Raw genomic sequence first — 20,550 nt, 5'->3', positions numbered from 1 at the left:
TTCCTGCAATGACACCGCGACGTGCGGCAAAGCGCATTTTGCACCGCCGGTCTTTGATTGTTCTCACATGACAGCTGGCCCGGCCGGGTGCATACTTCCGGGAATTGGCGAGTTTTTCGCCTACGTCAGCTTTTACTACGCGGAGGTTTTTCATGATTAAACCGGAGATGCCGAACTTTCCCGGAATGGGTGCGATGACCGATACACTGGACTTCGTAAAAAATCTGTGGGGAAGCATGGGTATTCCCGGCATGAACATGCCGGGTAAAAACGGACCCGGCATGAACATTCCGGGAATGAATATACCGGGCATGGTCATGCCGACTTTGTCCGTTGAAGAAATCAACAAGAAGATTGCTGATCTCAGGGCGGTGGAAAACTGGCTGACGCTCAATATGAACATGCTGCGCGGCACGATCCAGGCGCTCGAAGTCCAGGCCGCAACGATTTCCACGTTGCAGACGATGAGCGAGACGTTCACCGCCACCATGCAGGCCGGAGCCGATGCCGCCAAGCCCAGAACCGCAGGTGCGACTAATGGCAGTGGTGGTAACGGCGCCAGCAACCACAGCAGCGCGGGTGGAAACGGATCGGCAGGCAGCAGCGCTGCAATTGCGTCTGGTCAGGCCGATGACGGGACCGGAGAGAAACGCAAGGGTGTGCCCGAACCGACCAACAAGGATGAGATCGACGCGGCAAGTCTGACCGCGCCGCTGGTTAATGCGGCGGCATGGTGGAATATGCTGCAGGACCAGTTCAAGCAGGCGGTCAACAATGCGATGACGGAAGTACCGAAGACGAGCGACAGTCCTGACAGTAACGGCAACGGTAACGGTAAGCCTAAGGCTTCTGCAAAAAGCGTATCGAAGGACAAGGCCGAACCGGCAGCAAAGACTGCATCGTCAAGCCGCAAGTCAAAGCCGACCAAATAAATCCATTCACGGTCAGGCGGCGTTCGATAAGCTGCTGCGGGTTCCGGATTTACCCATGTTGCGCTTGCGATGCTTGGAGCGCCTTCGTCCTCGCCTGGCATCGACGGTACAGTCAGGACGAAAGCGCTCTAGCGCAACATACGGCTGGCTGTCTGCTGTACGTGTCAGACAAATTCCAAGCCTAAGCTAGTGATGTGGCCGGCGCAGCGGCTGGTGCGACTTTCAAATGCTGCGCTACCCAGATCGCCAACAGCGTGCAACCGAACGCCAGATAGCCGACCAGGTTGTAATGCTCGATCTGCCCCGCGGCATTGCGGGTGATGATCAATCCGGCGCCCAGCGAAGCCAGTCCCGAGGCCATCATCTGCACCGATGAACCTATGCTCATGAAGGTACCGCGCACTTGAGGTGCCGCTGCAGCGGTAAACATGGCCATTCCCGGCACCATGCGTCCTGGCACCAGGATGAAAAAGATCGTCGAATTGATCAGCACGGCCCACCATGGCACAGGCACCAGATGCGTCGTCACCAGCAAAGGCAAAAGCGAGCCCAACGCGGCGACGCGATACGTACGGAGCTTGCCGTAACGGTCTGCCATCCTGCCGATCAGGCGTGACGTAAAGAAGGTCGCCGCACCACCACATAAATAGATCACCGTGATGAAGGATTCGCTCATGCCTACATTCGCGGTGTAGTACAGCGCGACATAGGGGATCACCGTGAATCCACCCAGCATCAGCAACGACATGAAGAAATAGGCCTTCAGGTGATTGGGTTCCCTCACTACCGCATAGATTTGCCGGAAGACGTTGCCCGCATCGGCACGCCGCAGGTGACCGGTTAATGAAGGCAGGTAACGGTAGCCTACTGCAAGGAAGCCGCAGGACAGCAGCACGATGAAAAAGAACGGCGCCCGCCAGCCCAGCGTCTCGATGTGCGAGGCCAGGAACAATCCAAGCGGAACACCCGCGACGGTCGACAATGCAAACGCGGACATGATGGTTCCCATGGCTTGGCCGCGCCGCTCGAAGGGCACCACATCCGCCACGACGGTCTGCACCATGGCGCCGAGTATGCCGCCAAACGCACCCGCCAGCGCACGCGCGATCAGCAGGAAAACAAAATCGGGCGCAAGCCCGCAGCACAGAGTTGCCACAATAAACAGCACATACAGCGTCAGAATCAGCTTGCGCCGGTCGAAGCGATCGACATAGGTCGCTGCCAGCAATCCGGATGCGGCGGCGGTAAAGGTATACGACGACAGCAGCAATCCGAATTGATGGGTATCAATATTCAGCACCCGGATCAGTTGCGGCCCGAGCGGCATCATGATCATGAAATCAAGGATGTGCGTAAACTGGATACCTGCAAGAGTCAGCAGAAAGATGCGTTCTTCTTTGGGGCTGGGAGAATGAGTAATGTTGACCAAGGAAGTTGCGTGTTAAACAGTAAGGGCGAAATGGTTCGGTTAGCGATGTGGCGACTATGCCACATTGTGCGTGAAGAAGTGCAGTGCATGTCATGGATCGCATGCTGTCAGCATCTCTGTATGCGCTTGCAAATTGAACAATTTGAAATAAAGAAAAACGGTATCGGTAGGGATTACAAAGCCGGAATAGTGTGATTGAAGAATGTAACTTTTGGATTGTGCATTTGCAGCATATATTCGGCGTATTCCAATAATACTTTAGGAATATCAATGGCTTGATTGGTGGTGCGATGCGGCATGGAACGTGCTAGTCCTGTTGGTACATCTTTACAGGAGGTTTTATGTTTGACTATCACATTCTTTTTAATAACACCGATCAATGGCTGTTTCCCGCTGTGCAATTAGAGGTGTTGCCAGAAGGGCTCATTGAAGATGAACTCTAAAAAGCGCTGATTGCATTTACTGCTTCGCTCCGCTGTCTTGCATCGTGTATGCAGGACAGCAGCGGCATCAGGAGCACAGAGGGCATACCCATGTAACAAGTATCAAGAGTATTGATCAACATGCCGTTTGCCATATTGCTTGCGGCCGCCGAGGTCTCTAGCGCGTGCGCGTGTAGTGTTTTCGTCGGCGCGCCTTCCTTCGGTTTACGAAACGGCGCGGGATATTTTTTCTACGGACACGCGATTAACTGCACGAAGATCTTTGTGGTATCGGATGCACGGGTCGATGAGCGTTTGATAACCCATTTTGATCCTTTCCGGTCATGCCGATCGCGGTTTTGGTTGACCGATGCGACGCCATGTTTGCTGCAAGCCTTGCGTCAGTGCGAAGTCAATCGAGCAATCCTCAAACATTTTCGCGCACGCATGCTGCTCGATACATTTCCGAATTCTGCCCGACACATCGCTGGAGACGATCTGCTCGGTTTGTACGCTAGCGAAAGACTCCGATCGCCATCGGTTGCTCCGGCAAGGCGGGTGGGCGTTTCATTGTCGCGTTCACGATCGGCTCAAAATTCGGCGCACCTATGGCGCCACAAGTTCGCCTTGTCATTTTGGACTGTCCCAATGGGATGCGATAGCCGACACGTAATGCGGTATTGGCGCCGCTGTCATTCATTTCCCGTGACAACTGGATATTCCATTTGTCACGCGCCACGGTGAGGTCCATGCGATCGAAATCCGTGCTGGCGCTGTAACCACCATGCACCTGGACGCAGTCGTCCAGGAACTGCGAAAAGCGAACGCGGCTGGTTGCCTGGATTTCGGTGTGCAGCGCTGTACTATCGGCATAGTAGGTGGATTGGCTCAACTCATGCCGTAGTTCGACCTTTGAATCCGCGGTTGGCCGCAAGTTCAGGTTGAGCAGGTAGCCTTCTGTTCTACCTGATGCCGGCAGGATCGGGCTACGCACGCCCGGATCCAGGGTGTCCGGGTCGGTCAGCGCTGAAACGGTGGCAGTGCTGGAGGTATTCGCGTCGACGGTGTACGCCGAAATGCCAAGGTCCGACAGATACGCATAATTGGTCCAGTATTTTCGTGCGCCGATCAGATAGCTATGCTGCTGCAAGGATTCGATACCATCTGCTTCTCCTGAATTGCTGCGTAATTGTGCGCCGGCGATGCGGAAACGCACGTTCTTCTTGGGCGCAAATATTCCGTTCAAGACCATTTCAGACTGTGTGCTGTCGCGGGTAAAGCTGCCGCCCGCACCAAAAGTGCTCGACAGCGCCCGGCCGTAGTCAAACGTCAACGCGGGATCGGCCATGTATTGTTCAAGCTTGGCATCCCACTTTTCTGAACGGCTGTTATAGCCGATCACGGCGGTTTCACGCGCCAGGCCGAAGTAACCTGGGGTGGGCCTGCCGTCGCTTTGCAGATCGGGTAATGCCTCCGCAAGCTCCCCGGTCGTAGCAAACAGGTCGGTGGTATCGGTCTGGTGAATGCCAGTGGCGGAGACGTTTGCCATCGTGCCGGACAGTGCGGCAATGCAGGCTAGATGCCGCAACGCTGGCATCTTGGCGAGGATCGTCGTTGTAGAAGGCATGTATGTTCGATAATGTTTTGCCGAAGGTCGTCACGTTTGACTGCATCATCTGAAGCCGTCGCATGCTGAACGAATGGACAATGCCACTCGGACATAGTTGCATATCAAAAACATATCATGCGCCGCCTATATCTTGGCGCGCTGCCGATGACGGCCCACCATTTCAAGGTAAAGCAACGCTGCAGTGATGTATGGCACTATTCCTGTGATCCGAAGGGGCAAGCGCGAAGCAATCTCTTCAGCACCGCTTTTAATAATGCCAACTGCCATGGCACTAGTTCCCGGAACCATGGTCATAAAGGCGGGCAGGTCGCTGCAGATTAATTTCGAAGAAACATTCATCAGCAAGCTGACAAACCCTCCTACCCAAATGGTTCGTGGCATTTTCGGCTGGATTGCTTGTGTTGTTGCTTTGGCTACAAGTGTCATTTTTAGTCGGCAGGCTGACCAGTACTGCAACGAACATTGTCGATCGGAGTACTTGCGTATCCCGCGTACGGTCAGGGGAATTAAAGTTTCCGCGCTTTTCTTTGGTAGAATCAAATACTTAACTAATCATGAAGGTGTGTGATGCTGTACCCAGAACTATTCAAATCGCTCGAACAGGTTCGCTGGAACATGGAAAAGGATATTCCATGGGAACAGTTTGATGCCTCCAAATTATCGGATGAGCAGGCACAAACCATCCGCATGAATGCCATCACGGAATGGTCCGCATTGCCCGCGACTGAAATGTTTTTGCGTGACAACCGTGGTGACAGTGATTTCTCCGCATTCATGTCGGTCTGGTTTTTCGAAGAGCAAAAACATTCGCTGGTGCTGATGGAATACCTGCGTCGCTTCCGCCCGGATCTGCTGCCCACCGAAGAAGAATTGCACAATGTGCGTTTTGAATTTGATCCGGCACCGCCGCTTGAAACCCTGATGCTGCATTTCTGCGGCGAAATCCGCCTCAACCACTGGTATCGTTGTGCCTCCGACTGGCATACCGAACCGGTAATCAAGGCTATCTACAAGATCATCAGCCAGGATGAGGCACGTCACGGCGGTGCCTATCTGCGTTACATGAAAAAAGCGTTGAACGAAGTCGGCGATACCGCACGTGCCGCCTTCGCCAAGATCGGTGTATTGATGGCGTCTGCACGTCGCACCGAAAAACCGCTGCATCCGACTAATTTGCACGTCAACCAGGCGCTGTTCCCGAACGACACGGTCCAAAGCCGCTTGCCCGATCCAAACTGGCTCGAGCGCTGGCTGGACGGTCAGATCAAGTTCGACAGTGAGTGGGAAAAGAAAGTGATTGACCGCATTCTGCACAATATGTCGCTGCTGTTCGATCGCACGTTTGAATCGGTGCAGGATCTGAACCGTTATCGCAAGGAAGTCAGCGTGCGTCTGCAGAGCAACCCGAAGCCGGCCACCTGATACTGCGACACTAACGCTTTGCAGTAAGCAGGGCCCAGCTTTTTCGACCAGACTTCATGTGTACAAGAAGGGCTTGCGGGAACGCGCTACACTAAAGTAAAAGCCGTAAGCGATCGCTTGCGGCTTTCTTATTTTTATCATGCCTAATTTCGAAGATAAACTTGTTACCCGCGCCGCATTGAAAGAACGTGTCGCCAGTCTGCCCAAACCGGTTGTGCTGACCAACGGCGTATTTGACATCCTGCACCGAGGCCATGTCACTTACCTTGCGCAGGCACGTGAACAGGGCGCATCGCTGGTCGTTGCCGTCAATACCGATGCATCGGTCAGGCGGCTGGGCAAGGGCGACGATCGTCCGATCAATACCTGCGAAGACCGCATGGTGATACTTGCCGCACTCGAATCGGTCAGCCTAGTCGTGCCGTTTGATGAAGACACTGCGCTGGAAGTGGTGCAGGAAGCATGCCCCGATGTCTATGTAAAAGGCGGCGATTACGACATGACAGCGATTCCCGAAGGCAGGGCAGTCGCGGCCTACGGTGGCAAGGCTGTTGCCATTGAATTCCAGCATGACCGTTCGACCAGCAAACTGTTGTCGAAGGTGCGCAATTCCTGATCCTGGACCTTTCTGAAGGGACCCTGCATGACGCTTGCCCCACTCGTTGAAGTCATCCGCGGCGGCCGGCTCGAGTCGTTGCATTATGGCGCTGTCGCGGTCGTCAATGCCAAGGGCGACCTGCTTTATCATGCCGGCGATCCCGACTTCCTGACTTTCACGCGCTCTACCATCAAGCCTTTTCAGGCGCTGCCCTTCCTGCGCGCCGGAGGCCACGAAAAGTTCGGCTTCGACAGCCGTGAACTCGCACTGATGTGTGCCAGCCATTCTGGTGAAGCGATGCATACGCAGACGGTGGAGGGCATGCTGCGCAAAGCCAATTGCGAGGAGCATCACTTGCGCTGCGGCTGCCATGTGCCCATGCACTTCACCGTGCAGGACAAGGCGCCGCCCGAAGGTGCAACGTTCAATCAACTGCATAACAACTGCAGTGGCAAGCATGCCGGCTTCCTTGCCTACTGCGTGCAGAACGGACATCCACTGGATAACTATGTCGAGCCGGCACATCCACTGCAACAGGCAGTGCGCGATAGCGTAGCCGAAGTCGCCGGTATGTCCGCGAGCGATATGGCTATGGGTATCGATGGCTGTTCCGCGCCCAACTATGGCCTTCCGCTATCACGGCTCGCACACACCTATGCGCGGCTTGCGCAGGGTGACCGGGATCCCCATTACGGCAGCCTGATGGGTGAGCTGTTTCGTGCAATGACCTTGCATCCGGAGCTGGTGTCCGGTACCGGACGCAGTGACCTCGCATTCATGCAGACGGTACCGGGCGACTGGGTGGCAAAGATCGGCGCTGAAGCAGTGCAGGTGATCGGCATCCGTTCTGCCGGCATCGGCATCGCCGTCAAGATCGCGGATGGCAGCACACGTGGTTTGTTTCCGGCCACCATTTCGGTGTTGCAGCAAATCGGGATACTTCCTTCAGCGGAAGCGACACCTCTTGCCTCATGGGCGCGTCCACAGATCAACAACTTCCGTGGCCTGCACACCGGTGAAGTGCGTGCCACCTTCACATTGACCAAAGATAAATTCTAAGGAGCCATCATGCAACGCAGGACTTTGCTGCAAGGCGCACTGGTTGCGCTGTGTTTACCTACGGCTGTCACGCACGCCGCCACGCCAGCCATTCAGGTGTACAAGACACCGAGCTGCGGTTGCTGCCATGAATGGGTCGAGCACTTGCGCAAAAGCGGATTCACGGTGAATACCACCGATGTGCCCGACACCGCTCCTTATCGGACGCGTTATGGTGTCCCGACCGAACTGGCGTCATGTCATACGGGCGTCGTCGGAGGGTATGCGCTTGAAGGCCATGTGCCGGCCGAGCAAATCAAGCGATTGCTCGCTGAAAAGCCGAAGGCAAAAGGGTTGGCGGTGCCCGGTATGCCGATGGGATCGCCCGGCATGGAGATGGACGACCATCGGCGTGATGCGTTCGACGTGGTACTGATCAAGGCCGATGGCAAGCACCAGGTCTATCGTCATTACGTGGCTTCCTGAGCGTATCCATTAGCGGTCGGGTATCGCCGGATCGGAATAAGCTGAGCTACGCCAGGGGCTGCTCAGCTCATCAATATCGTTCAATGGCGATGCTGGCCCGCTGCGGGTGATGCTTCCTTCTTGGCTTCTTCGACCACTACGGTGACGTCGGTCTTGCCGGCTTTTTCAAAAGTCAGCGTGAGGGGAAACTTGTCGCCGGCTTTCAGTGGCTTTTCCAAACCCATCAACATGATGTGATAGCCATGTCCCGGCTTCATTTCCACCTTTGCTGCCGGCGGCAAGTCAATGCCGTCGACCTCGCGCATTTTCATCACATTGCCTTCCATCGACATCGTGTGAATTTCCGCGGACTTGGCGACCGGCGAGGAAATGGATGTCAGCCTGTCTGCCGAGCTACCCTTGTTTTCAAGTGAAAGATAAGCGGCACCGGATGGCTGGTAAGGCGCTGTCGTCCGCGCATAGGGATGTCCGATTTTCAGGTCCTTGAGCTTGAATTCATGCGCTTGTGACAGGCTAGAGGCGACTGCGGTGATGGCGATTGCTGCGAGGTGGTACAACTTCATGGTGATCCTTCAATCAAGAGGGGAATTTATTGGCCGCCGGCGAAACCGTTCTGTCGCCATGCTTCATAAACAACAACTGCGACCGTATTGGACAGGTTGAGGCTGCGATTACCCGGACGCATTGGCAAACGGATACGCTGCGATGCGGGAAACGATTCCCGTAAGGCTGGGTCAAGACCACGTGTTTCCGAACCAAATACAAATACATCGCCCGGCAGGAAATCAATGCCTGCAAACGGCGTCGATCCATGTGTGGTCATGGCAAACATGCGATGGGGATCCGGTGTTTCGGAAGCCATAAAGGCTGCCCAGTCGCGATGAACTTTCATCGTCGCATAATCGTGATAATCAAGACCGGCCCGTCGCATCTTGGCGTCATCCAGCGGAAAACCGAGCGGCTCCACCAGATGGAGTTGCGCCCCGGTGTTCGCACACAGGCGAATGACATTGCCGGTATTGGGGGGAATCTCGGGTTCTACCAGTACTACATGAAACAAAGTATGCTTCCTTCCGATATATCTTGTTTGTCGTCGTTGCCTGTCGCCAGTCGATCGTGTACTGCGTCTCCCTATTGTGGCGGAGTCCTGGCAAACACGATGCCGGTCACGCGTGCGGCGCCGTAACGTTTCAGCATCGCCGCAAATTCATTCATCGTTTGTCCTGTTGTCATGACGTCATCGACCACGCCGACGTGTGCACCGCGCACGAGGTCCATTGTTTGCGTCTGCAGCGAAAACGCATGATGGATATTCTGTTGCCGCTGCGACGGATCCAGTTGCGCCTGCGCCTGGGTTTCACGCTGCCTGATCGCAAGTCGCGAGTGCAGCGGAATACCTAGCGAGCGCGAAAGCGGACGCGCCATTTCAAGGGCCTGGTTGAACCCGCGCTCGCTTAAGCGTGTACGCCCCAGCGGTACTGCACACAGCAAGCTTGGCAGCGCGGTTTCCTGTCGCGCAAGCAGCGCGTCGCGCATCATGGTTGCAAACAGCGGTGCGAGATCCAGGCGCGCACCGAACTTCAGTGCCAGAACCAGCCGATCAACCGGTGCCGCGTAGTCGGCGGCGGCAATTGTCGCATCGAACGCAGGCGGATGTCGCAGGCACTCACCACAGACCGTGTCGCCGGTTTGATGCATTGGCGTCGCGCAACAGCGGCATCGGTTTGGCTGCAAGGCCAAAAACTGCCCATGGCATCCATCGCACAACCCGTCAATTGCCTCCATGCCGCACAATGCGCAACTACCCGGAAATGCCGCAGGCAGGCGGGAAAACAGAGTGTGCGACCAATGACGCAGGCGAGTGAACATGGAGCAGGCAAAACTTCAAGCGTGTAAACTTCGTCATTATCTCATTGACTTAACCGGATTTCCTCTTGCCTTCATCCCTCCCAACTTCCGAGAACCGGTCCAGTGGTCCGATCGATATCCGGCGCGTGCGTGCGCTGTTCGCCACGCCGGGCCGTATCGCCGACTCGGAGTTTTTGCGCCGCGAAATTGCCGGCCGTATGCATGAGCGTCTTGCGCTGGTGAAATTGCAGCCCGAGCGTATTCTGGACTTGGGATGCGGCGAAGGTGCTGACTTCAGTTCCTTGCAAGGTCAATACCCGCAAGCACAACTTGTTGGCATGGACGGATCGCTCGCCATGTTGCAGGCAGCACGCCAGCGACAGCAGCAGGCAACGTCGTCAATGAACCGCCTGTTGTCCAAATGGCTGCCTGGCAAACTGGGTGGAGGCGCTAGTCAGCTCGCCACAGCTTGTGCGGATTTTGCGCAATTGCCCTTGCCGGCAGCATGTGCGGACCTGGTGTGGTCCAACCTAGCGCTGCACTGGCACCCGCAGCCGGACATGGTGTTCGCTGAATGGCGGCGCGTACTTCGGGTTGACGGTTTGCTGATGTTTTCCTGCTTTGGCCCTGATACGCTGCGTGAAATCCGTCATGCATTTGCCAACATCGATGGTGCCGCGCATGCGTTGTCATTTGTTGACATGCATGATTTCGGCGACATGCTGGTGAACGCTGGCTTTTCCACTCCCGTGATGGACATGGAAACCATTACGGTGACTTATGACTCCACCGATAAACTGTTTGCCGATGTACGCGCGCTGGGCGGTAATCCGCTACTGACCAAACGGCAAGGGCTGTTCGGACGTGCCGCCTGGCACGCAGCCATCGAAACGCTGGAGCAGATGCGCGGTGCCGATGGCAAGATTCCCCTGACTTTCGAGGTGGTCTACGGGCATGCGTTTCGTCCGGCGCCGCGCAAGACAGCTAGCGGCGAAAGCATTATCCGGTTCGAACCAGGCCGGAAAAAATAACACGACACGTCATCTACAGGCGATAGCAATATGATAGACCGGCCAAGGTATGGCCAAAACTGCAAGGCCGCCAGTGTTGGCCATCGGTCGCTAACCCGCATGTATAGAGGCATGGCATACCGTTGCTTGCCATTTTTCCGCTTGATAAGCAGCCAAGTTCAGCCTTATACTTCCGTGGTTTTGCGTAGTGCTTGTACTCTCGGGTTCGCTGTCGCGGTCGGATGATCCAATATGGTCTCGCGCGAATGGATTTTACGGCGCAATTGCTCGATAACGCCACGTCAGCTGATGATGGTCTATGCGGCATTGTGTACGACTTCCTTACTGGTCGCCATTGTGTTTACGATGCGTGGTGCCTGGTACATCCTTGGCTTTGCCATTCTGGAAATGTTGGCGATGGGAATCGCTTTTTTCCTGTATGCTCGCCATGCCACCGACAGGGAGCATATCGCGCTGACAGACGATTGCCTCTTGGTAGAGTTGATTCAGGCAGAGTATGTCTGTCAATTCAGGCTGGATCCGCGCCGTACGCGCGTTGAGCCGCCCGGATCTGCGCAAGACTTGATCAAACTTGAAGCGCGCGGAACCAGGGTTGAAGTGGGGCGCTTTTTGACAGAATGGAAACGACGCGAGCTTGCGCGGGAACTGCAGAGCGCGCTGGCGTCAGCAAAATATACGGAACTCCAATTTTAGGCTTTTGAGGAAATTATGAAACTTGCGAAGCGCCTCCAATCACTGATGCTCGGTGCGTCGCTCCTGGCGGCCGGCGTGCCGTCATGGGCGGTTGTGGACAGTCAGGGCGGTCCTGCCGTGCGTCAGTTGAACTTTCAGCCACCGGTAACCAAGATTGCCGAGGAAGTGTACTCGCTGCACAACCTGATGCTGATCATCTGCCTGGTGATCTTTGTCGCCGTGTTCGGCGTGATGTTCTATTCGATCATCAAGCACCGCAAGTCGGTCGGCCACAGGCCGGCAACTTTCCATGAAAGCACCGCCGTTGAAATCGCCTGGACCATCGTCCCGTTCCTGATTGTTATTGGTATGGCATTGCCAGCTACCAAGACCGTGGTGGCAATGAAGGACACCTCCAATGCCGACATCACCATCAAGGCAACCGGCATGCAGTGGAAGTGGGGTTATGACTACCTGAAGGGCGAGGGCGAAGGTATTTCCTTCCTGTCCGCGATGTCTACCCCTCGCGAGCAGATCGTAGACGTGAGCAAGGCCAAGAGCGACAACTACCTCATCGAGGTCGACAATCCTGTTGTCGTTCCGGTTAACAAGAAAATCCGTATCGTTACTACTGCCAACGACGTTATCCACGCATGGGGCATCCCGGCATTCAGCGTCAAGCAGGATGCAATCCCCGGCTTTGTCCGCGACACCTGGTTCCGTGCCGAGAAAATCGGCACCTATCGTGGTAACTGCTACGAGTTGTGCGGCAAGGAGCACGCGTTCATGCCTATCGTCGTGAATGTTGTCAGCGACGAAGACTACAAAAAATGGACAGAAGCCAAGAAAAAGGAAATGGCAGCGCAGGCTGACGATCCAAACAAAACCTGGACCGTTGATGAATTGAAGCAGCGTGGCGAAAAAGTTTACGCTGCCAACTGTGTGGCCTGTCATCAGGCAAACGGCAAAGGCGTGCCCGGCGCATTCGCGGCGGTTGATGGATCGCCGGTCGTCCTCGGGCCCAAAGGTCCGCAGATCGATATTCTGCTGAACGGCAAAGGCGGCATGCCGCCATGGAAGGGCGTCTTGTCGGACACCGACATCGCCGCCGTCATCACTTATACCCGTAATAGCTGGTCCAACAAGGCCCAGGCAAATATTGTTCAACCGGCTGAAGTGCTGGCTGCGCGCAAGTAATTGAATTAGGAGATTGACATGAGCACCACCGTAGTTGATCACGCCCACGATCACGCTCACGACCACGCGCACGACCATCCTCATGGCTGGCAGCGCTGGCTGTTCGCAACCAACCACAAGGACATTGGTACTCTGTACCTGTGGTTCTCTTTCATCATGCTGCTGTCCGGCGGCGTTCTCGCCTTGGGCATCCGTGCTGAGTTGTTCCAGCCCGGACTGCAGTTGGTAGAGCCGGAGTTCTTTAACCAATTGACTACCATGCACGGCCTCGTGATGGTGTTCGGCGCGATCATGCCGGCGTTCGTTGGTTTCGCCAACTGGATGATCCCGCTGCAAATTGGCGCATCCGACATGGCGTTTGCCCGGATGAACAACTTCTCGTTCTGGCTGCTGCCGCCCGCCGCCATCCTGCTGGCTGCATCCTTCCTCGTTCCTGGGGGCGCTACCGCTGCAGGCTGGACGCTGTATGCTCCGCTGTCGACCCAGATGGGCATCGGCATGGACATGGGTATTTTCGCGATGCACATCATGGGTGCGTCGTCGATCATGGGTTCGATCAATATCATCGTCACCGTCCTGAACATGCGCGCCCCAGGCATGACTCTGATGAAGATGCCGATGTTCTGCTGGACCTGGCTGATTACTGCTTACCTGCTGATCGCTGTGATGCCCGTGCTGGCCGGCGCTATTACGATGACGCTGACCGACCGTCACTTCGGCACCTCGTTCTTTAACGCTGCCGGCGGCGGTGATCCAGTAATGTATCAGCACATCTTCTGGTTCTTCGGTCACCCGGAGGTCTACATCATGATTCTGCCTGCGTTCGGCATTGTCTCGCAGATCATCCCGGCTTTTGCACGCAAGCAGCTGTTCGGCTACGCGTCCATGGTGTACGCAACCGCATCGATCGCGATCCTGTCGTTCATCGTCTGGGCGCACCATATGTTCACCACTGGCATGCCAGTGACAGCGCAGCTGTTCTTCATGTACGCCACGATGTTGATCTCGGTTCCGACCGGCGTGAAAGTGTTTAACTGGATCGCCACCATGTGGAAAGGCTCGATGACTTTTGAAACCCCGATGCTGTTCTCGGTAGGCTTCATCTTCGTGTTCACCATTGGTGGCTTTACCGGCCTGATTCTTGCAGTGACACCGATCGACATCCAGATGCAGGATACCTACTATGTGGTTGCGCACTTCCACTACGTTCTGGTTGCGGGATCGCTGTTCGCACTGTTTGCCGGTTTCTACTACTGGGGTCCGAAGTGGACAGGTTTCATGTACAACGAAACCCGCGGCAAGATTCACTTCTGGGGTTCGCTCATTACCTTCAACATCACTTTCTTCCCGATGCACTTCCTGGGACTGGCCGGCATGCCGCGTCGTTACGCCGACTACCCGGCGCAGTTCACGGACTTCAACATGATCGCGTCGGTTGGTGCGTTTGGCTTCGGTCTGATGCAGGTCTACTTCCTGCTGGCCGTCGTGCTGCCCTCGATCAAGGGTGGTGTCGCAGCGCCTGCCAAGCCATGGGATGGTGCGGAAGGCCTCGAGTGGACTGTTCCGAGCCCGGCACCGTTCCACACCTTTGAAACACCACCGATTGTCAAGTAATCTAAGGTAAGCGGGGCTGGCGAAAGCTGGCCCCAAATCCAATATGTCCGACCCAAAGAAATCGAATAACCTGAAGACGGCGCTGATCATTGCGTCGATCGCACTGATGTTTTTTGTCGGCTTCTTTATCAAGCGGATCTGGTTGAGCTGAAATGGAACAACAAAATCCGACACCAGCAGGGCAAGAGCGGTCGCTGAACAAGCAGATGCTCAAGAAACTGCTGATTGTTGCAGTCATGATGTTCGGTTTCGGGTATGCCCTGGTGCCAATCTATAAACAGATATGCGAGTTGACCGGTATCAATCTGTTGACGCCGAAAGATTCAATGGTTGGGGATATCAAGAATACCCAGGTCGACAAAAGCCGTACCATTACCGTCGAATTTGATGCCAATGCTCAAGGTCCGTGGCGTTTCCGCCCGACCGTTTCAAGCATCCAGGTACATCCCGGCGAAATGGCGCAAGTAGTATATGAAGTGGTCAATACGCAGTCCCGCAGCATGGATGCTCAGGCGATTCCAAGTTATGCACCGCAGCAGGCAACCGCCCACTTCAAAAAGATGGAATGTTTCTGTTTCAAGCAGCAGACGCTCGGACCAAACGAGGCCAAGCAGATGCCGGTACAGTTCTACATTGATCCGGCATTGCCAAGGGATGTGAAGACAATTACTTTGTCTTACACGTTTTTTGAAATCGGCGGTCCCGGCAAGAAGGCGAGCTGAAGATGGACGGGCCGAAGAAACCGACGCAGCGCAACGCATCCTTTGGCGCCACTGTAAAGGCAGTGTTCTGGTCGTTCTTCGGCGTCCGCAAGAAAAGCGATTACGAAAGCGATGCGCAGCACCTGAATCCGGTGCATGTGATCATCGCCGGGATCATCGGCGCCATTATTTTTATCACGACGCTGTTGCTGATTGTGAAGAGCGTCGTTGCAAAGTAATTATTTAAAATTTGTATTGGGAGATGGAAATGGGTTCTCAACACGCTAAGACAGCGCCGTACTACTTTGTGCCAGGCCCGTCCAAATGGCCGGTTCTGGCGGGTGCGTCCCTGCTCTTGACGATGGCAGGCGCGTCCGCATGGGTAAACGGTTACGGCTGGGGGCCGGCCGCCAATATCATCGGCATTCTGGCAACAATCGTGGTGCTGTTCAAATGGTTCGGCGACGCCTTTGCGGAATCGGAAAGCGGTCTGTACGGCGATCGCATCGACCTGTCGTTCCGTTGGAGCATGAGCTGGTTCATTTTCTCTGAAGTGATGTTCTTCGCGGGCTTTTTCGGCGCATTGTTCTATGCCCGTAGCGTTACCATGCCTTGGCTCGCTGACATCGACCACAAGGTGATCTGGCCTGACTTTACTGCACAGTGGGGCAACACACCCGGTGGCACGATCGATCCCTTCACCAAGATGGGGCCATTTCCGATCCCAACCATCAATACTGCATTGCTGCTGGCATCCGGTGTGACATTGACCATTTCCCACCATGCACTACGTCTCGGTCAGCGTGGAAAGACTGCCTTCTGGCTGGCGGCAACTATTCTTCTGGGTGCCATTTTCATGGGCTTCCAGGTATATGAATACATGCACGCCTACAGCGATCTGAACCTGAAGCTGACTTCCGGCATCTACGGCTCGACATTCTTCATGCTGACCGGCTTCCACGGTTTCCACGTGACTCTCGGCGCCATCATGCTGGCAGTTGTCCTGTATCGCCTGATGAAAGGGCACTTCACCCCTGAAAATCACTTCGGTTTCGAAGGCGCTGCCTGGTACTGGCACTTCGTCGACGTCGTCTGGCTCGGCCTCTACGTTGTTGTCTACTGGCTGTAAGCATTAAGCCACAAATAAAAAGCCGCACTTCGGTGCGGCTTTTTTACTGGACAGGCGAACTATGCAATCTATCAAGGGCGGGGATATAGGTGCCACTTCAATAGTCGTAGTCACGTGGCACCATATCAGGACGACTTCCTGCGGCTAACGAATCCCGGTGGGTTGTATCCAGCCCTGACTATGCGCGATCAGGATCAGGATGAACAGGGTAATGGAAAAACCGACGCGAAACGCGAGCGCTTTCACGGTCCGGTTACTTTTTCCCTTGTCACGCATCAGGAAAAGCAGGGCTGAGCCCAGACTTGCAAGAATGAGGATAAAGGCAATGGCGACAACTGTTTTCATGATCGGTACGGTAGGGTGACACCAGCCTGTCGACATCGACTTTCAATAGTGCATGGCCAGCTGATTAAAGAGACATTGTAATGCCATTCAAATTCCGCTTTCGGTGGATCCCATTCATTGCCGCGCTGATTGCCGCAGCGGTGGGCATTACATTGGGGGACTGGCAGACGCGACGTGCGCAGGAAAAGCAGGATATCGAAGCCAAGCTGGGTGTCCGAGAACATGCACCCGCCCTAGTGCTCGATGGACGCAGCGATGTGCCTGCCGATATCGAATATCGTCGCGTCGCCGTGCGTGGCGAATTCGTTCCCGGCTGGACCTTATATCTTGATAATCGGCCTTACAACGGCGTTCCCGGCTTTTATGTACTCACCCCATTGAAAATTGCAGGTTCTGACATGCATGTACTGGTGTCGCGCGGCTGGCTCAAGCGCGACGTTGCCGACCGCACAAGGATTCCACCGATCGCGACGCCTCAGGGAACCATAGAAATTTCTGGCATTGTCCGCAATAGCAGCAGCCGTCTGCTACAACTCGGCGAGGCTCCTCCCCTGCGGCCGAATGCCATCGTCCAGAACGCCGAAGCACCGGATGTGGGCCGTGCGGCCGGATTGCCAATCCACCCGTTCGTGATCGAACAATTGACCGATGTGCATGATGGGCTGGTAAGAGACTGGCCGCGACCGTCCACGGGTGAGGACCGGCATCGTGGTTATGCTTTTCAGTGGTATGCGCTCGCAGCAACAGCGCTGATTTTTTTTGTCGTGACAGGATTTCGACGTGGAACAAACTAAACAAAAGACAAGCGGCCGATGGAAAATGCTCGCCGTGCTGGCGGTCTGCGCCTCGCCGCTCATCATTTCTTACCTGACGTATTACGTCATCAAACCAGAGGGCCGCACAAACTATGGGGATCTGATCGACCCACGAGCCTACCCCATTCCAGACCTGGGCACCACCTCACTGGACCGTAAGCCAGCATCATTGAATGATTTCAAGGGCAAATGGGTGATGATGCAAATCAGCGACGCGTCCTGCGTCGACGCTTGCCGCAAACGTCTGCATGACATGCGCCAGTTACGCCTCGCGCAGGGTAAGGAGATGGAACGGATAGAGCGGGTCTGGCTGGTCACCGATGACAAGCCCTTGGAAACCATGCTCATGCGCGAATATGACGGCACGCACATGCTACGCGTGAAGCCGGAAGCGCTCACTAAATGGCTACCCGTTGATAATGGAACGACGCCGGCAGACCATATCTACATGATCGATCCCCTGGGCAACCTGATGATGCGCTTCCCCAAGGACGCCGATCCCAACAAGATCAAGAAAGACCTTGCCAAACTGCTCAAGGCCTCGCGCATTGGATAAAGGCGAACCATGCTGATACAACTCGCGATCATTGCCCTGCTTGTTGCACTCTTGCCGCTGACCATCGTCTGGGTTTCCAGCGACCAGAACAAGTATCGCAAGCTGGTGTGGGTTGCCGTATTCCTCACTTTCGACCTTATCATGTTCGGCGCTTTCACGCGCCTGACTGACTCCGGCCTCGGCTGTCCGGATTGGCCAGGTTGTTACGGCCACGCCAATCCATTGCAGGCGCATGAGCACATCAGTGCTGCTGAAGCCGCCATGCCCACCGGCCCGGTTACTGTCATCAAGGCCTGGATTGAAATGATCCATCGCTATCTGGCCATGACTGTCGGCGTCCTGATCATTGCCATCATGGCCATTGCGTGGCGCGGGTGGATCAAATCCCGACGCACCGATCCAAAGTTCTCACCGTGGTTACCCAGCTTGCTGTTCGGATTCGTCTGTCTCCAGGGTGCCTTCGGGGCATGGACAGTTACGTTAAAACTGCAACCGGTCATTGTCACGATCCATTTGCTGCTTGGTTTGTTTCTTTTGGCCCTGCTCGTGTGGCTTGGAGCGCGTGAAAACAATCACGCTCCGGTTGCCGCCAGTGCGCGTTCATTGCAGTGGCCTGCCGCGTTGGCGATGGGCATCCTGTTTATTCAAATTGCCCTGGGTGGTTGGGTAAGTACCAATTACGCCGCGCTCGCCTGTACCGACTTCCCCTTGTGCCATGGCCGTGTCGTACCCAACATGGACTTTGAGCACGGTTTTACGCTGTGGCGCCATCTTGGCAAGACCGCTGACGGCGACTACCTGCCATTTGAGGCGCTGACCGCTATTCACTGGGTGCACCGGAATTTTGCCGTGGTTGTCGCAGGTTTTATTGCCTGGGTGGCACATAAAGCGATGCGCATCGACGGTCTCAGGAGTGATGGGCGCTGGTTACTCATTGCAGTGGTCGTGCAGTTCCTGATTGGTGTTTCCACCGTCTTTCTGAAATGGCCGTTAGCTCTTGCTGTGTTGCACAATGGCGGTGCGGCGGTCCTTGTGCTGCTGCTGACCATGTTAAACTATCGAGTTAGAATTTCCGCGCAAACCGCAGCTGACAGCACTGTAACCCGGCTATCTGCCGCATGAGATCCAAGTGACTACCCTGACCGTACATCCCAACCGCATCGCTCAGTATTGGGCTCTCACCAAACCGCGTGTGACCCAGCTGGCCGTGTTCTGTGCCGTAATCGGCATGTTCCTGGCATCGCCTGATCTGCCGAGCTGGAAAATTGTGGTTGCAGCAACGATCGGTATCTGGCTGCTGGCCGGTGCCGCATTCGCGGTCAACTGCCTGGTTGAGCGCGAGATCGATTCACGGATGGCTCGCACTGCCCGCCGACCGATGGCGCGCGGAGAAATCACGGTCACGCAGACACTGGTGTTCTCCGGCATCATCGGCGGTGCCGGTATGTGGGTACTGTTTAATTTTGTGAACCCGTTAACCATGTGGCTGACGTTCGCCACCTTTGTCGGTTATGCGGTCATCTATACCATGCTGCTGAAGCCTGCGACCCCGCAAAACATCGTCATCGGTGGTCTTTCTGGTGCCATGCCACCTGCGCTGGGCTGGGCAGCCGTCGCCAATGACGTGCCGATGCAGGCTTGGATACTCGTACTGATCATTTTTGTGTGGACACCGCCACACTTCTGGGCACTCGCCCTGTACCGCCGTGACGACTATGCCAAGTCTGGCCTGCCGATGCTGCCTGTCACCCATGGCCTGAAATTCACCCAGTTCCATATTTGGCTGTACACGATTGCGCTGGTTGCCACTACCATGCTGCCGTTTGCGGTTCAGATGAGTGGCCTGATTTACCTGGCCAGTGCGGCGGTGCTCGGCGCCGTCTTTCTCTGGTATGCATGGCAGGTCTATCGTCATTACACCGATCTGATCGCCCGCAAGACTTTTGCCTATTCAATCATCTACCTGTCATTGCTGTTCATCGCCTTGCTGGTCGATCACTACTTCAAATTCTGAAGCATGCCATCCTATTTTCGACACCGTTTCGCGCCTTTCCTGCTGCTCGCTGCAGCGCTAATGCTTTCAGCCTGCGACAAGCTGGGTGAGGGCGGACAGTTGCAATCGTCCTCCGCATCCACTTTCAAGAACACCGACGTCACCGGACTGGATTACGCGAAGGATTTCGCGATGCCGGATCATAACGGGACGATGCGTACGCTGTCCGATTTCAAAGGCAAGGCGGTGGTCGTGTTTTTCGGTTATACCCAGTGCCCCGATGTTTGTCCGAGTACCATGGCGGAAATGGCAAGCGTGATGCAGCAACTCGGACCGCAGGCCGACAAAGTGCAGGTATTGTTCGTTACTGTCGATCCTGAGCGGGATACGCCTGCATTACTGTCCAAATATGTTCCTTCATTTGATACACGTTTCCTTGGACTGGTTGGCGACAAGGCGCAGACCGAAAAGATTGCCAAGGATTTCAAAGTGCTTTACCAGAAGGTGCCAGGCAAGGAGCCAGGCAGCTACACGATGGACCACGCGGCGGGCAGCTACGTGTTCGACCCGCAAGGTCGCATTCGCCTCTTCGTAAGACATGGGCAGGGCGCCGAACCCATCGTGCATGACCTGAAACTGCTGCTGTCATAAAGCCTCGCCACACGGCGCAGGCAACACCGCAGATATGAAAA

General features: G+C 55.4%; 26 protein-coding genes. 18 read left to right on the top strand and 8 right to left on the bottom strand.

From position 1 onward, the window contains the following. Positions 1–152: 152 nt before the first annotated feature. Positions 153–932, top strand: a complete 780-nt coding sequence (locus ACFQUU_RS14630) for a PhaM family polyhydroxyalkanoate granule multifunctional regulatory protein (RefSeq protein WP_382248318.1) — start codon at positions 153–155, stop codon at positions 930–932. Positions 933–1,113: 181 nt separating this feature from the next. On the opposite strand, the gene ACFQUU_RS14625 is transcribed toward ACFQUU_RS14630, so the two are convergent. The 4 genes from ACFQUU_RS14625 to ACFQUU_RS14610 all read right to left on the bottom strand — a co-directional run bounded on the left by ACFQUU_RS14625 (position 1,114) and on the right by ACFQUU_RS14610 (position 4,839). Continuing rightward, positions 1,114–2,361 (bottom strand): MFS transporter, encoded by a 1,248-nt coding sequence (locus ACFQUU_RS14625; RefSeq protein ID WP_382248316.1) that lies wholly within the window; start codon positions 2,359–2,361, stop codon positions 1,114–1,116. Between the two features lie 173 nt (positions 2,362–2,534). Then, complete coding sequence (locus ACFQUU_RS14620) at positions 2,535–2,741, bottom strand: hypothetical protein (RefSeq protein ID WP_382248314.1); 207 nt, start codon at positions 2,739–2,741, stop codon at positions 2,535–2,537. 556 nt (positions 2,742–3,297) lie between these two features. Next, the gene (locus tag ACFQUU_RS14615; RefSeq protein WP_382248312.1) at positions 3,298–4,410 is read right to left on the bottom strand and encodes a hypothetical protein; all 1,113 of its coding nucleotides are present in this window, start codon (positions 4,408–4,410) and stop codon (positions 3,298–3,300) included. A 126-nt stretch (positions 4,411–4,536) separates the two neighbouring features. After that, positions 4,537–4,839: a hypothetical protein gene (locus ACFQUU_RS14610; RefSeq protein ID WP_382248310.1), complete on the bottom strand. Its 303-nt coding sequence runs from the start codon at positions 4,837–4,839 to the stop codon at positions 4,537–4,539. Between the two features lie 141 nt (positions 4,840–4,980). On the opposite strand from ACFQUU_RS14610, the gene ACFQUU_RS14605 reads away from it, so the two are divergent. From ACFQUU_RS14605 to ACFQUU_RS14590, 4 genes are all read left to right on the top strand, one after another. Next, entirely contained in the window at positions 4,981–5,835 is an 855-nt protein-coding gene (locus ACFQUU_RS14605) for a ferritin-like domain-containing protein (RefSeq protein WP_382248308.1), read from the top strand. 139 nt (positions 5,836–5,974) lie between these two features. Continuing rightward, the gene (rfaE2, locus tag ACFQUU_RS14600; RefSeq protein ID WP_382248306.1) at positions 5,975–6,451 is read left to right on the top strand and encodes a D-glycero-beta-D-manno-heptose 1-phosphate adenylyltransferase; all 477 of its coding nucleotides are present in this window, start codon (positions 5,975–5,977) and stop codon (positions 6,449–6,451) included. A 27-nt stretch (positions 6,452–6,478) separates the two neighbouring features. Further along, positions 6,479–7,492 carry an asparaginase gene (locus tag ACFQUU_RS14595; protein ID WP_382248304.1) on the top strand — a complete coding sequence of 338 codons (1,014 nt, stop codon included), beginning with the start codon at positions 6,479–6,481 and terminating at the stop codon, positions 7,490–7,492. Between the two features lie 9 nt (positions 7,493–7,501). Then, a complete protein-coding gene (locus tag ACFQUU_RS14590; protein ID WP_382248302.1) occupies positions 7,502–7,957 on the top strand; it encodes a DUF411 domain-containing protein in 456 nt (151 codons plus the stop codon). A gap of 80 nt (positions 7,958–8,037) precedes the next feature. Here the strand turns inward: ACFQUU_RS14590 and ACFQUU_RS14585 are convergent, their stop codons facing one another. The 3 genes from ACFQUU_RS14585 to ACFQUU_RS14575 form a co-directional block, all read right to left on the bottom strand. Next, on the bottom strand, positions 8,038–8,520 hold the full coding sequence (locus ACFQUU_RS14585; RefSeq protein ID WP_382248300.1) for a copper chaperone PCu(A)C: 483 nt from the start codon (positions 8,518–8,520) through the stop codon (positions 8,038–8,040). A gap of 26 nt (positions 8,521–8,546) precedes the next feature. After that, positions 8,547–9,017: a tRNA (cytidine(34)-2'-O)-methyltransferase gene (locus tag ACFQUU_RS14580; protein ID WP_382248298.1), complete on the bottom strand. Its 471-nt coding sequence runs from the start codon at positions 9,015–9,017 to the stop codon at positions 8,547–8,549. A 71-nt stretch (positions 9,018–9,088) separates the two neighbouring features. After that, entirely contained in the window at positions 9,089–9,826 is a 738-nt protein-coding gene (locus tag ACFQUU_RS14575; RefSeq protein ID WP_382248296.1) for a ComF family protein, read from the bottom strand. Positions 9,827–9,891: 65 nt separating this feature from the next. Between ACFQUU_RS14575 and ACFQUU_RS14570 the strand changes: the two genes are divergently transcribed. The 8 genes from ACFQUU_RS14570 to ACFQUU_RS14535 all read left to right on the top strand — a co-directional run bounded on the left by ACFQUU_RS14570 (position 9,892) and on the right by ACFQUU_RS14535 (position 16,149). Beyond that, positions 9,892–10,836, top strand: coding sequence for a methyltransferase domain-containing protein (locus tag ACFQUU_RS14570; protein WP_382248294.1), 945 nt, complete (start codon positions 9,892–9,894; stop codon positions 10,834–10,836). A gap of 231 nt (positions 10,837–11,067) precedes the next feature. Continuing rightward, a complete protein-coding gene (locus tag ACFQUU_RS14565; protein ID WP_382248292.1) occupies positions 11,068–11,529 on the top strand; it encodes a DUF2244 domain-containing protein in 462 nt (153 codons plus the stop codon). Positions 11,530–11,544: 15 nt separating this feature from the next. Then, positions 11,545–12,705 (top strand): cytochrome c oxidase subunit II, encoded by a 1,161-nt coding sequence (gene coxB / locus ACFQUU_RS14560; RefSeq protein WP_382248290.1) that lies wholly within the window; start codon positions 11,545–11,547, stop codon positions 12,703–12,705. A gap of 18 nt (positions 12,706–12,723) precedes the next feature. Continuing rightward, positions 12,724–14,319, top strand: a complete 1,596-nt coding sequence (gene ctaD / locus ACFQUU_RS14555; protein WP_382248288.1) for a cytochrome c oxidase subunit I — start codon at positions 12,724–12,726, stop codon at positions 14,317–14,319. 43 nt (positions 14,320–14,362) lie between these two features. Beyond that, complete coding sequence (locus ACFQUU_RS14550) at positions 14,363–14,470, top strand: cytochrome oxidase small assembly protein (RefSeq protein ID WP_382248286.1); 108 nt, start codon at positions 14,363–14,365, stop codon at positions 14,468–14,470. A gap of 1 nt (position 14,471) precedes the next feature. Then, positions 14,472–15,041: a cytochrome c oxidase assembly protein gene (locus ACFQUU_RS14545; RefSeq protein WP_382248284.1), complete on the top strand. Its 570-nt coding sequence runs from the start codon at positions 14,472–14,474 to the stop codon at positions 15,039–15,041. Positions 15,042–15,043: 2 nt separating this feature from the next. After that, a complete protein-coding gene (locus tag ACFQUU_RS14540) occupies positions 15,044–15,259 on the top strand; it encodes a DUF2970 domain-containing protein (protein WP_382248282.1) in 216 nt (71 codons plus the stop codon). Positions 15,260–15,288: 29 nt separating this feature from the next. Continuing rightward, complete coding sequence (locus ACFQUU_RS14535; protein ID WP_382248280.1) at positions 15,289–16,149, top strand: cytochrome c oxidase subunit 3; 861 nt, start codon at positions 15,289–15,291, stop codon at positions 16,147–16,149. Positions 16,150–16,293: 144 nt separating this feature from the next. Here ACFQUU_RS14535 and ACFQUU_RS14530 read toward each other — a convergent pair whose 3' ends face one another. Continuing rightward, positions 16,294–16,494 carry a twin transmembrane helix small protein gene (locus ACFQUU_RS14530; protein ID WP_382248278.1) on the bottom strand — a complete coding sequence of 67 codons (201 nt, stop codon included), beginning with the start codon at positions 16,492–16,494 and terminating at the stop codon, positions 16,294–16,296. 80 nt (positions 16,495–16,574) lie between these two features. Here ACFQUU_RS14530 and ACFQUU_RS14525 point away from each other — a divergent pair, with 80 nt between their 5' ends. Genes ACFQUU_RS14525 through ACFQUU_RS14505 form a run of 5 tightly spaced genes read left to right on the top strand, consistent with a single transcriptional unit; the run spans position 16,575 to position 20,509 of the window. Next, positions 16,575–17,288, top strand: a complete 714-nt coding sequence (locus ACFQUU_RS14525; RefSeq protein ID WP_382248276.1) for an SURF1 family protein — start codon at positions 16,575–16,577, stop codon at positions 17,286–17,288. 25 nt (positions 17,289–17,313) lie between these two features. After that, a complete protein-coding gene (locus ACFQUU_RS14520; protein ID WP_382248535.1) occupies positions 17,314–17,865 on the top strand; it encodes an SCO family protein in 552 nt (183 codons plus the stop codon). Between the two features lie 9 nt (positions 17,866–17,874). Next, positions 17,875–18,987, top strand: coding sequence for a heme A synthase (locus ACFQUU_RS14515; protein WP_382248274.1), 1,113 nt, complete (start codon positions 17,875–17,877; stop codon positions 18,985–18,987). 7 nt (positions 18,988–18,994) lie between these two features. Continuing rightward, positions 18,995–19,879: a heme o synthase gene (gene cyoE / locus ACFQUU_RS14510; protein ID WP_382248272.1), complete on the top strand. Its 885-nt coding sequence runs from the start codon at positions 18,995–18,997 to the stop codon at positions 19,877–19,879. A gap of 3 nt (positions 19,880–19,882) precedes the next feature. Next, positions 19,883–20,509 (top strand): SCO family protein, encoded by a 627-nt coding sequence (locus tag ACFQUU_RS14505; protein WP_382248270.1) that lies wholly within the window; start codon positions 19,883–19,885, stop codon positions 20,507–20,509. Positions 20,510–20,550: the final 41 nt, after the last annotated feature.

The sequence above is a fragment of the Herbaspirillum sp. GCM10030257 genome (assembly GCF_042666555.1).
GTDB lineage: Bacteria > Pseudomonadota > Gammaproteobacteria > Burkholderiales > Burkholderiaceae_D > Noviherbaspirillum.
Note: the sequence above shows the minus strand (reverse complement) of the source record. Positions and strands in the feature narration are given on the sequence as shown.